13 protein-coding genes are annotated in these 11,587 nt (G+C 62.8%); 9 read left to right on the plus strand and 4 right to left on the minus strand.

Annotated features, from left to right (window positions below):
• Window positions 1–88: 88 nt before the first annotated feature.
• From ribE to ACKJSM_RS09230, 8 genes are all read left to right on the plus strand, one after another.
• Window positions 89–565, plus strand: a complete 477-nt coding sequence (ribE, locus tag ACKJSM_RS09195; RefSeq protein WP_003228649.1) for a 6,7-dimethyl-8-ribityllumazine synthase — start codon at window positions 89–91, stop codon at window positions 563–565.
• A complete protein-coding gene (gene nusB, locus ACKJSM_RS09200) occupies window positions 562–1,062 on the plus strand; it encodes a transcription antitermination factor NusB (RefSeq protein WP_024014489.1) in 501 nt (166 codons plus the stop codon). The genes ribE and nusB overlap by 4 nt, the downstream gene beginning before the upstream one ends.
• 27 nt (window positions 1,063–1,089) lie before the next feature.
• A complete protein-coding gene (gene thiL, locus ACKJSM_RS09205) occupies window positions 1,090–2,055 on the plus strand; it encodes a thiamine-phosphate kinase (protein ID WP_410237261.1) in 966 nt (321 codons plus the stop codon).
• Entirely contained in the window at window positions 2,052–2,555 is a 504-nt protein-coding gene (locus tag ACKJSM_RS09210; RefSeq protein WP_127651238.1) for a phosphatidylglycerophosphatase A, read from the plus strand. Before thiL ends, ACKJSM_RS09210 begins: the two co-directional genes overlap by 4 nt.
• Window positions 2,556–2,583: 28 nt before the next feature.
• Window positions 2,584–3,309: a substrate-binding periplasmic protein gene (locus tag ACKJSM_RS09215; protein ID WP_410237262.1), complete on the plus strand. Its 726-nt coding sequence runs from the start codon at window positions 2,584–2,586 to the stop codon at window positions 3,307–3,309.
• 132 nt (window positions 3,310–3,441) lie between these two features.
• Window positions 3,442–4,059, plus strand: a complete 618-nt coding sequence (gene ribA / locus ACKJSM_RS09220; protein ID WP_007955551.1) for a GTP cyclohydrolase II — start codon at window positions 3,442–3,444, stop codon at window positions 4,057–4,059.
• Window positions 4,056–4,475, plus strand: coding sequence for an MFS transporter (locus ACKJSM_RS09225; RefSeq protein ID WP_236180191.1), 420 nt, complete (start codon window positions 4,056–4,058; stop codon window positions 4,473–4,475). The genes ribA and ACKJSM_RS09225 overlap by 4 nt, the downstream gene beginning before the upstream one ends.
• Window positions 4,475–5,275, plus strand: coding sequence for a cobalamin-binding protein (locus tag ACKJSM_RS09230; RefSeq protein ID WP_410237263.1), 801 nt, complete (start codon window positions 4,475–4,477; stop codon window positions 5,273–5,275). Before ACKJSM_RS09225 ends, ACKJSM_RS09230 begins: the two co-directional genes overlap by 1 nt.
• Here ACKJSM_RS09230 and ACKJSM_RS09235 read toward each other — a convergent pair.
• The 4 genes from ACKJSM_RS09235 to ACKJSM_RS09250 form a co-directional block, all read right to left on the minus strand.
• The gene (locus ACKJSM_RS09235) at window positions 5,272–7,155 is read right to left on the minus strand and encodes a TonB-dependent receptor domain-containing protein (protein ID WP_410237264.1); all 1,884 of its coding nucleotides are present in this window, start codon (window positions 7,153–7,155) and stop codon (window positions 5,272–5,274) included. The genes ACKJSM_RS09230 and ACKJSM_RS09235 overlap by 4 nt on opposite strands.
• Window positions 7,156–7,306: 151 nt before the next feature.
• A complete protein-coding gene (dxs, locus tag ACKJSM_RS09240) occupies window positions 7,307–9,205 on the minus strand; it encodes a 1-deoxy-D-xylulose-5-phosphate synthase (RefSeq protein WP_236180196.1) in 1,899 nt (632 codons plus the stop codon).
• Between the two features lie 91 nt (window positions 9,206–9,296).
• Complete coding sequence (ispA, locus tag ACKJSM_RS09245) at window positions 9,297–10,184, minus strand: (2E,6E)-farnesyl diphosphate synthase (protein ID WP_236180198.1); 888 nt, start codon at window positions 10,182–10,184, stop codon at window positions 9,297–9,299.
• Window positions 10,181–10,423 (minus strand): exodeoxyribonuclease VII small subunit, encoded by a 243-nt coding sequence (locus tag ACKJSM_RS09250; protein WP_007894317.1) that lies wholly within the window; start codon window positions 10,421–10,423, stop codon window positions 10,181–10,183. The genes ispA and ACKJSM_RS09250 overlap by 4 nt, the downstream gene beginning before the upstream one ends.
• Before the next feature lie 363 nt (window positions 10,424–10,786).
• Between ACKJSM_RS09250 and ACKJSM_RS09255 the strand changes: the two genes are divergently transcribed.
• Window positions 10,787–11,578, plus strand: a complete 792-nt coding sequence (locus tag ACKJSM_RS09255) for a YfaP family protein (protein ID WP_410237265.1) — start codon at window positions 10,787–10,789, stop codon at window positions 11,576–11,578.
• The last annotated feature ends 9 nt before the right edge of the window (window positions 11,579–11,587 follow it).

The raw sequence follows: 11,587 nt of genomic DNA on the forward strand, positions 1-11,587 counted from the left end.
CCGGTTGTTTCCGGCCCTGTATTCGCGGCAAATAAATCACTGAGGGACGCGAAACAGACGCGTCCCGGCTCTTTAAGAGATCTGACGAATGACCCTGAAGACCATCGAAGGTACCTTCATCGCCCCTAAAGGCCGCTACGCTTTGGTAGTGGGCCGTTTCAACAGCTTCGTGGTTGAAAGCCTGGTCAGCGGTGCAGTTGATGCCCTGGTTCGCCACGGCGTGAGCGAAAGCGACATCACCATCATCCGCGCACCTGGCGCCTTCGAAATCCCGCTGGTTGCGCAGAAAGTCGCCCAGAAAGGCGAGTTCGCAGCAATCATCGCCCTGGGCGCGGTCATTCGTGGCGGCACTCCGCACTTCGAATACGTGGCGGGCGAGTGCACCAAGGGCCTGGCCCAGGTGTCCATGGAATTCGGCGTACCGGTCGCTTTCGGCGTCCTGACCGTTGATTCCATCGAGCAAGCCATCGAACGTTCCGGCACCAAGGCCGGCAACAAAGGTGCTGAAGCTGCCCTGTCCGCTCTGGAAATGGTCAGCCTGCTGGCGCAGTTGGAGGCCAAGTGATTAGCGACGAAAGCGATCGTTTCAACCCGCGCGATCCGAAACCTGCGGATGCCGGCAAGCCATCGAAGAGCGCCAAGCGCCGCGAAGCCCGTCAGCTCGCGACCCAGGCCCTGTATCAATGGCACATGGCTCGGCAGTCGTTGAACGAGATCGAAGCGCAGTTTCGGGTCGATAACGATTTCACCGATGTCGACGGTGCTTACTTCCGCGAAATCCTGCACGGGGTTCCGCAGTTCAAGACTGAAATCGACACCGCGCTCACGCCGTGCCTGGACCTGGCGATCGAAGAGCTGGACCCGGTTGAACTGGCGGTTCTGCGCCTGTCCACCTGGGAACTGCTCAAGCGCGTCGACGTGCCATACCGCGTTGTGATCAACGAAGGTATCGAGCTGGCCAAGGTGTTCGGTTCGACCGACGGCCACAAGTTCGTCAACGGCGTGCTCGACAAGCTGGCTCCGCGCCTGCGTGAAGCTGAAGTGAAGGCGTTCAAGCGCTGATCCGCGCTTGAATACTTTTTCTCAGCCATGGGCGAGTTTGAGCTGATCCGCAATTTCTTTGCCGCCGCGCCTTGTGCGCAGGGCGGCGAAGGCGTTGCACTGGGGATCGGCGACGACTGCGCCTTGCTGGCGGTTCCTTCCGGGGAACAGCTGGCGGTTTCCACCGATACGCTGGTGGCCGGCGTGCATTTCGCCGATCCCTGCGATCCGTTTCTGCTCGGTCAGCGCTCGCTGGCTGTGGCGGTCAGCGACCTCGCTGCCATGGGCGCCACGCCCGTCGCCTTTACCCTTGCCCTGACCTTGCCGACGGTGACCGCCGATTGGTTGCAAGCTTATGCCCACGGTTTGAACCGCATGGCGCAGGGCTGTGGCGTGGCGCTGGTTGGCGGCGACACGACTCGCGGGCCGTTGAGTCTGACCGTCACTGTGTTCGGTCGCGTCCCGGCCGGCAAAGCGCTGACCCGCAGCGGCGCACAGCCGGGCGATCTGCTGTGTGTCGGCGGTGAGCTGGGCAATGCCGCCGGGGCCTTGCCGCTGGTGCTGGGGCAGCGAGACGCCGAACCACACATCGCCCAACCGCTGCTTGATCATTACTGGTCGCCGCAACCGCAACTCGCCCTCGGTCAGGCGCTGCGTGGCAAGGCCACTTCGGCGCTGGACATCTCCGATGGCCTGCTCGCCGATTGTGGTCACATTGCACTGGCCTCGAAGGTTCGCCTTGAAGTCGAGCGCGAGCGTGTTCCGTTGTCGGACGCACTGGTGGCGTTTCTCGGTCAGCGCGGCGCCGAACGTGCGGCGTTGAGCGGTGGCGATGATTACGTGCTGGCCTTTACGCTGCCTTCCGGCGAGTTGCCGGCGCTGCTCGCCGATGGCCGGCCGATCCATGTGATCGGTCGCGTGACGCAAGGGCAGGGCGTGGTGCTGCTGGACCGCGACGGGCACGACATCACCCCGCACATCCGGGGTTATCAACATTTTCAGGAGTCACCGTGACAGATCACCCGAAACAGGTTCCGGCCGAATTCGTTCCGCCGTCGGTCTGGCGCAATCCCTGGCATTTCCTGGCGTTCGGCTTCGGCTCGGGCACCTTGCCCAAGGCGCCGGGCACCTGGGGCTCGTTAGTTGCGCTGCCCTTCATCCCGTTGTGGCAGATGCTGCCCGACTGGGGGTACTGGCTGATGCTCGGGATCACCATGCTGTTCGGCTTCTGGCTGTGCGGCAAAGTGGCCGACGATCTGCGGGTGCACGACCACGAAGGCATCGTCTGGGACGAAATGGTCGGGATGTGGATCACCCTGTGGCTGGTGCCGGAAGGCTGGTACTGGTTGCTCGCCGGGTTCCTGATGTTCCGCTTCTTCGACATTCTCAAACCATGGCCGATCCGCTGGATCGACCGGCATGTGCACGGCGGCGTCGGCATCATGCTCGACGACGTGCTGGCCGGCGTGTTTGCCTGGCTGGCGATGCAGGGACTGGTGTGGGTTTTCGCCTGATTTCCAGGCGTGGATGAGGGGCACAGGGATGACTCGACGGTGGTTGGCGATAGTGCTTTTGACCTTGCTGGGCGCCATGGCCCAGGCACAGGACGCGCCGCCGTCGGTCATCCACCTGGCCAGTGAAGACTGGGAGGACTACACCGCCGCCGATGGCCATGGCCTGGGCTGGGATGTGTTGCGCAAAGTGTTCGAGCCGGCCGGCGTGACCCTGGATATTCGCACCGTGCCCTACACCCGCTCGGTCGGGCTGGTGCAGTTGAGGGAAGTCGACGCATTGGTCGGCTCCTATCGCGGTGAAGCCGAGCAGGTGCTGTACCCGAAATGGAATTTCGATTCCGACCACATCTACGCACTGGGTCTTGCCAGCAGTCCATCGCCGACTCAGGCGACACTGGGCAAGTACCGACTGGCCTGGGTGCGCGGCTATCGCTACGAAACCTACCTGCCGAACGTCAAACGCTTCAACCAGATCGAGCGCCGCACCGGGATCCTGTCGATGCTCAAGCAAGGGCGGGCGGATTACTACATCGATGCGCTGACGGAAATCGAAGCGGTGCTGCGAAACGCCGCCGATCCTTCGCAGTACCGTTATTCACATCTGGCGGAATTGCCGCTGTACCTCGGGTTCGCCGACACCCCGCAAGGACGGGCGCTGATGTCGCTGTACGATCGGCGCATGGAACAACTGGTGAAAAGCGGTGAGTTGAAGCCGGTTTTCGAGCACTGGAAGCAGCCGTATCCCTTCGAATGAGCGCGACAAGGCCGAGCCTGTCATCAAACTTTTTGATAGTTATCCCCGATAATTCAGCCTAAGCGCCTGCGGGAACCTGCTGTTACAATGCCGCCCAGCGAATCTCGGACTTTTCAGATCAGGAGCACACCGGTGCCTGTCGTTTTTGTCGCCGCTTCCAAGCTGCCAACGCCTTTTGCGCAATTCACCATGCACGGTTTTCTCGATGAAGCCACCGGCCGCGAGCACGTTGTGCTGAGCCTGGGCGAGATTGCCGACGGTGCCCCGGTACTCGGCCGTCTGCACTCCGAATGCCTGACCGGCGATGCCTTGTTCAGCCAGCGTTGCGACTGCGGTTCGCAACTCGAAGGCGCCCTCAAGGCCATCGCTCGCGAAGGCCGTGGCGTGTTGCTGTACCTGCGTCAGGAAGGGCGCGGCATCGGTCTTCTGAACAAGATCCGTGCCTACGAACTGCAGGACGGCGGCGCCGACACCGTCGAGGCCAACGAGCGTCTGGGCTTTGCCGCCGACCAGCGTGACTACGCCATGTGCCTGCCGATGCTCGAGCATCTGGGCGTCAAATCCCTGCGTCTGATGACCAACAACCCGCGCAAGGTCAAAGCCTTGACCGACATGGGGATCGTCGTCGCCGAGCGCGTGCCGCTGCACACCGGTCACAACCCGCACAACAAGCTCTATCTGGCGACCAAGGCCAGCAAGCTCGACCACATGATGGGCAACGAGCATCAGGGCGAGGTAGACCGGGCGTGACCCGTGGGCAGGTGCGGCGCCGTCTGTCGATCGCCTGGTGGAAATACTTGGCGCTGGCACTGGTGCCGCTGTTCGTGATCAACGGTGTATTCGGCCAGGGCGAGGCGATTCTGCCGGTGCTGGCGATGCCTTTGTTTATCGCTGGCATGGCCTCGATGTTTGTCAGCCTGAAGTTTTTCGGACGCTACAAGCACGCGCTGATCGCCACACAAAAAGCCCTCGATACCCCTGAAGAACCCGCTGCCTGGATCGCCCTGGCCGCATGCCTTCGCAGTGCATTCGTGGTCGCGGCGCTGCCGGCATGGATTGGCGCGCTGGCAGTGTTTGTCGGCCTTGAAGCAGTGCCGCTGATGTTGCTGGCGCTGTCCACGGCGGTGCTGTTTTACCTCTATCGTATCCCGCGTCAACTCGCTTGATGCGTCGTCTCTGGCTGGCGGTTCTGCTGCTGGCCGTCAGCGGTGAAACGCTGGCCGCCCTGCGGGTGGTCAGCCTCGCGCCATCTCTGTCTGAAATTGTGGTTGAACTGGATTCGGCCGATCTGCTGGTCGGTGTGCTGGATGCCGGTGAGCGGCCATCCGCGATCAAGGACGTGCCGTCGGTGGGCCGTTATGGCCAGCTCGACATGGAACGGTTGCTCAGCCTCAAGCCTGACTTGTTGCTGTTGTGGCCTGGCAGTGTCGGCCCGGCTCAGCGCGATCAGCTCAAACGCCTGAACATCCCGACGTTGGTTGCCGAACCCCGCAGTCTCGAACAACTGACCGCGCAGATTGAAGCCATCGCGTCACAGCTCGGTCGTCCTGAACGTGGGATCGAACGGGCCGGGGCGCTGCGGCGCAACCTCGATGAGCTGCGCCAGCGCTACTGGCGGAATGTGCCGTTGCGGGTGTTCTATCAGGTCTGGGACAAGCCGCTGTACACCGTCGGTGGCGGACAGATCATCAGCGATGCGCTTGAAGTGTGCGGTGCGCGCAATGTGTTTGCCGATTTGAGCCTGCCCGCGCCGCAGGTGAGCATCGAAGCGGTTCTACAGCGTGATCCCGAGGTGATTCTGGCCAGCGATCAGCCGCAACTGGATGCGTGGAAAGACTGGCCACAGGTGGCAGCGGTCAAGCATCGGCAATTGCTGCTGGTCACCGACAAAGGCCTTGAGCGCCCGAGCGGGCAGATGATCGAGGCGACCGCCAAACTCTGCCACCTGATCGCGCCAGATCGTTAGCGCTGCGGCGTCCAGGTCACGCCGAACATGAACGCCCGACCTTCCTCGTGATAGCCATACTGACTGCCGTCATGGCTGTACAGCGCCCGGCTGTAACCCTTGTCCAGCAGGTTATCGACCTTGAAGTCCAGCTTGATCTCGCGGTTCAACGCCCAGCTGCTGCGCAGTCCGAGCAGTGCATAACCGCCCAATGGTTGCTGATTGTTCAGGTCGTCATAACTGCTGCTCACGGCCTGCCAACTGGCACCGAGGCCAAGGCGATCGAACTGTCGGTCCAGATCCCAGCTCAAGGTGCGACGTGCACGCCGGGCCAGGGTGTGGCCGGTGTCGCGGTCGCGGGGATCGATGATCGCCACGCCGAGGTTGCTCTGCCAGCCGAACAGCTCCTGCTTCAACGCCGCTTCGAAGCCGTTGATCCGCGCCGAGGCGACGTTTTCCGGGCGTGAGTTGCTGCCGAAGATGATCGCGTCTTCCAGGTCGGTCCGATACAGCGAGGCTTCGAGGCGAGTGCTGTCGCTCAACTGGCTGCGCCATTGCAGCTCGTAGCTTTTCGAGGTTTCCGGTTTCAGGTCGGGGTTGCTGAAATCCGGGTAATACAGATCGTTGAAGGTCGGCGCGCGGAAGCCTTCGCTGTAGCTGAGCAACAGATCGTTGTCCGGGTTGACCGGCAACGTCAGTGTGCCGCTCCAACTGTTCTGGCCACCGAATTGCTGGTTGTCGTCGCGGCGCAGGCCCAGTTCGGTGGAGAAGCTGTCGGCCTGAAAGCGATGCTGGATGAAGGCTGCGCGGTTCCAGCGGCTGTCTTCGTCGAACGCGGTGCTGCTGTTGATCCGGTCTTCGTACCAGTCGCCGCCGAGGATCAGGCTGTTGCGCGCATCGAGGGTCAGGTCGTTCTGCCAGGTCACCGAGTCGCGGTAGGTGTTGAACACCGAGCGTTCGTCGCTGAGCTTGTCGAAGGACTTCTCGCGGTTTTCGCTGTGGCCGAGTTCCAGGCGCGACTTCCAACGCTCGTTGATCCGCGCATCGATGTAGCTGCTGAAACTGCTGACGGTGAAATCGCTGTAAGGCTGCTGCTGGAGGGCGTCGAATGTCACCGGGTCGAAGCGCCCGAACGGGTTGTCGAACTCGCTTTTGCCCCGGTTATCCAGCAGGTTGGCGCCGACTTCGATGTCATCGCTCAGTGCATGGCTGAGGCTCAGGCTGATGGATTTATTGCGATAGGCGTCGTGGTCGCTGTCGCTGGGGTACGACTCGTGGGTGCGGTCGATCCCGGCGGTTTCATCGAGGCTGGCGCCGAGGTTGAAACGGGTTTTCTCGTCGCCACCAGACAGGCCGACGCTGCGTTCCCAGGTGTGGTTACTGCCGAATCCGACATGCATCCGAGGCTGCGAGCCTTGTTCGCCGCCGCGCCGGGTGAAGATCTGGATCACCCCGCCAATTGCATCGCTGCCGTAGATCACCGAACGCGAACCGCGCAGCACTTCCACGCGTTCAATCTGCTCGATGTTGAGGTGTTGCAGGTTGCTGTCGCCGGACGTCGAGTTGCCGATGCGCTGGCCGTCGACCAGCACCAGGCTTTGCGCCGATTGTGTGCCGCGAATGTAGATCCCCGGCAGGCTGCCGCGCCCGCCGGTTTGTGCGACTTGCACGCCCGGCACCCGTTGCAGCAGGTCGGTGACACTGCGCGGTTGCAGGCGCTCAATGTCTTCGCGGGTGAACACGGTATTGGCGGCGCTGCTGTCGTTGCGCGCTTCGACCTGGCGGTTGGCGCTGATCAGCATGTCCGGCAGCTTCAGGGCCTGGTCGCGTTCGAAGGTGTCGGCGAGGGTGTTGGCGGTTGGCAGCAGCAGGAAGGGCAGGGCGAGACGCGAGAGGTTCATCGGGGTCCGTTGGCACTTGAAGTGTTCACAAATCAAATGTGGGAGCGGGCTTGCTCGCGAAGGCGGAGTGTCAGTCAACTCATCATCGACTGATCCGACGCTTTCGCGAGCAAGCCCGCTCCCACATGGGGTTTTGCGTTGATCCAGCGAGTTAGCGGTTAAGCAGCTCCAGGCGCTCACGCACCGCCGCTTCGATCCCCGCCTCATCCAGCCCGCACTCGGCCAGCATCTGTGCCGGTTTGGCGTGCTCGACGTAAACGTCCGGCAAGCCCAGGTGCAGCACCGATTTGAGGATGTTCTCGCGGGCCAGAAACTCGCTGACCGCGCCACCGGCGCCGCCCATGATCGCGTTCTCTTCGACGGTCACCAGCAGGTCGTGGCTGTTGGCGATCTCGCGCACCAACGCGTCATCCATCGGTTTGACGAAACGCATGTCGACCACGGTAGCGTCCAGCGTTTCGCCGACCTTCAGGGCTTCGGCCATTTGCACGCCGAACACCAGCAGGGCGACCTTGCTGCCCTGGCGACGCACCACACCCTTGCCGATCTCGATCGGTTCGAGGTCTTTCTCGATGGTCGCGTTCGGGCCGGTGCCGCGTGGGTAGCGCACCGCCGCCGGGCCGTTGTACAGGTGGCCGGTAGTGAGCATCTTGCGCAGTTCGTTTTCATCGCTCGGGGTCATGATGACCATGCCCGGGATGCAGCGCAGGTACGAAAGATCGAAGCTGCCGGCGTGGGTCGGGCCGTCTTCGCCCACCAGACCGGCGCGGTCGATGGCGAACAGCACGTCGAGATTCTGCACCGCGACGTCATGCACCAACTGGTCGTAACCGCGTTGCAGGAACGTCGAATAGATCGCCACCACCGGTTTCGCGCCTTCGCAGGCCATGCCGGCGGCGAGGGTCACGGCGTGTTGTTCGGCAATCGCCACGTCGAAGTAGCGCAGCGGGAAACGTTCGCTGAACGCCACCAGATCCGAGCCTTCCTTCATCGCCGGGGTGATGCCCACCAGACGCGGGTCGGCAGCGGCCATGTCGCACAGCCATTCACCGAACACGCCGGAATACTTCGGCCCGCCGGCCTTTTTCGGCGCAGCGGCCGGGGCGTCCAGCGGTTCAAGCTTGGTGATGGCGTGGTAACCGATCGGGTCGACTTCCGCCGGGGCGAAGCCTTTGCCCTTCTTGGTGACGATGTGCAGGAACTGCGGGCCTTTCAGATCGCGCATGTTGCGCAGGGTGGCGATCAGGGTCGGCAGGTCGTGGCCGTCGATCGGGCCGATGTAGTTCCAGCCCAGCTCTTCGAACAGGGTGCCGGGAACCAGCATGCCCTTGGCGTATTCTTCGGTACGACGGGCGATTTCCCAGGCACCGGGCAGACGCGACAGCACTTTTTTGCTGCCTTCACGCATGCTCGCGTAAGTGCGACTGGAAAGGATCTTCGCCAGATAGTTCGACAGCCCGCCGACGTTGCGCGAGATCGACATGTCGTTGTCGTTGAGGATCACCAGCATGTTGGCGTCGACTTCCGGCGCGTGGTTCAGCGCTTCGAACGCCATGCCGGCGGTCAGTGCACCGTCGCCGATCACCGCAATCGCCTTGCGATCACTGTTCTGCAGGCGGGCGGCGATGGCCATGCCCAGCGCGGCGCTGATCGAGGTGCTGGAGTGGCCGACGCCGAAGGTGTCGTACTCGCTCTCGGAGCGACGCGGGAAGGCCGCGATGCCGTCCTTCTGGCGCAGGGTTTCCATGCGCTCGCGACGACCGGTGAGGATCTTGTGCGGATAGGCCTGATGACCGACGTCCCACACCAGCCGGTCGTCCGGGGTGTCGAAGACGTAATGCAACGCGATGGTCAGCTCGATGACGCCCAGGCCGGCACCGAAATGCCCACCGGTCTGGCCGACCGTGTAGAGCAATTCCAGGCGCAACTCATCAGCCAGGGTTTCCAGCTCGGCTTCGCCTAACCGGCGCAGGCCGTCCGGCGTGTTCGCGCGGTCGAGCAGGGGCGTGGTCGGGCGCTTGCGGGGAATCTCATGAAACGTCGTGGGCATCAGGCGAATCGTTATAGGTATAAAAGATGCGGCAGTTTACCTGATGCATCGCCCCCTGCCCACGCGTTGGTCTTTTTTGGCAGATAAGCCTTCAGTTGCGCCGGTCGACGATATACCGGGCCAGATCGCGCAATGGCTCGGCAGCCGCGTCAAACGGTCGCAGCGCGTGCAGGGCCTGATCGCGCAGTTCCAGCGCGTAAGCCTTGGCCGCGTCCAGACCGAGCAGGGCCGGGTAGGTCGGTTTGTCGCGGGCGATGTCGGCGCCCTGGCGCTTGCCGAGGGTTTGGGTATCGCTTTCGACGTCGAGGATGTCGTCCTGAACCTGGAACGCCAGACCGATGGCCTGAGCGTAAGTCTGCAGGGACTTGAGTTCGTCCTTTTCGGCACGGCCGCAGGCCAGGGCGCCGAGCTTGACGCTGACTTCGATCAGCGCGCCGGTCTTGTGCCGGTGCATCTGTTCCAGGGCTTTCTGATCGAGCTTGAGGCCGACCGAACCGAGGTCGATGGCCTGACCGCCAACCATGCCGGCCGGGCCCGCTGCGTGCGCCAGCGCCGTGACCTGTTGCAGGCGGATGTCCGCGCTCAGGTCGCTCAGGCGCGGGTCGAGCAGGGCGCTGAACGCCAGGCTCTGCAAGCCGTCGCCGGCCAGAATCGCGCAGGCTTCGTCGAATTTCTTGTGAGTGGTTGGCTGGCCGCGACGCAGGTCGTCGTCGTCCATCGCCGGCAAATCGTCGTGCACCAGCGAATACGCATGGATCAGCTCAACCGCACAGGCCGCGCCGTTGGCCTGTTCAGCCTTGCCGCCCAGGGCTTCGCAAGCCGCGTAGGCCAGCAGCGGACGCACCCGTTTGCCGCCGTTCATCACGCTGTAGCGCATGGCTTCATAGAGGCGCGCCAGTTCTGGCAGCGGGGCGTTGAACAGGGTTTCCAGCGCCGCGTTGACCCGCGCCTGGCTGGTGGCCGAATACGCTGCAATCATTCTGGCTGATCCGCGTCGAAGGGTTCCTCGGCGAGCTCGCCATCGCGCTCCAGCAACACCTGGACCTTCTGCTCGGCCTGGGCCAGCGCCGCCTGGCAGTCACGGGTCAGGCCGATGCCCTGCTCGAAAGCGGTCAGCGAGTCCTCCAGCGACAATTCACCGTTCTCCAGACGCTCCACCAGCGTTTGCAGATCGGCGAGGGACTGTTCGAAATCCAGTGCAGCTTTTTTGCGGGCCATGGCGGCTAATTCCGGTTGACGTTAAACCGGCGCGACACTAGCAGATAGGGGGGGTATGGGCAAATGAGCGGGGTGTTGTGGCCGTTTCATCATGGTGTCGATATCGATCTTGTCGGGCCCGAAAGTTATTCGGCTCATTTTGTGAGCCGAATAAGTCCGCTATTCGGCTCACGCCCCGTCAATGTGCGCGATTCCCACCGCAAATCCACATGTATCCGATTGTTAAAAAACTGCCGAATCGCTAACCTTCGCGCCTTCTACGACCCGACAGTCACGGGTCTTTCAGACGAAACGCAGTCTCGCCCACTGTGAAGCGCCGAGGATCGGGTGCAAGGTTTCGTCAGGCATGGCAGGAGGCATCACATGCGTTCACTTCTTTTGCTGCTGATCGGCTTGGCCTGCGCGCCCGCGCTGCTGGCGGCGCCGAGCGCGGAGCTGTCGGAGCCGGTGGGTGGCTGGCGCTATCACGGGCTGCTCGATCGCACGGAAAACCCGCAGGTCGCCTACCCCACGCCGCCGATTGATCGCGGCGTTCAGCGCAATCGCACGATGATCCAGGGCCAGCTCAAGGCGCTCGGGCATCTGCGCCCGCCCCACAGCCTGGCGGTGAATGGCAATCCACTGAATCTGTACACCGACGACGATGGACGTTTTGCCCGGCCGTATGCGTTCGGAGCCGGCTCCAACAGCGTCGAGGTGAACAGTGCCGACGGCCAGTCGCTCAAGCGTGTTCAATTCTACGAAGCCAACAACCTGCGCACACCGGCGCGGATCCGCGTGGTGCTCGGTTGGGACGACCCTAAAGCCGAACTCGACCTGCACGTCATTACGCCTGACGGCCAGCACGCCTTCTGGGCGCGCCCGGCGATGAGCAACGGCGGCGGCCTCGATCCGGACGGCGTCGATGGTCCCGGCCCGGAAATGTTCACCATGACCGCGCCGTTGCACGGCACCTATCTGGTTTACGTCAACTATTGGGGCAACTTCGGTAACGGGGGCTATAACTTCGAGGAGACCAGCAACCAGAACGAGGTGATCACCTCGCAGATCACGCTGGTGCTCAACGAAAACACCGTCGACGAAAAACGCGAAACGTTCATCGTGCCCCTGCGGGCCATCGGTGATCTGCTGCTGGTCAAGACTTTCAACTATTAAGCATCCCGC

The sequence above is a fragment of the Pseudomonas sp. PHC1 genome (assembly GCF_046487845.1).
In the GTDB taxonomy this organism is placed as follows: domain Bacteria; phylum Pseudomonadota; class Gammaproteobacteria; order Pseudomonadales; family Pseudomonadaceae; genus Aquipseudomonas; species Aquipseudomonas sputi.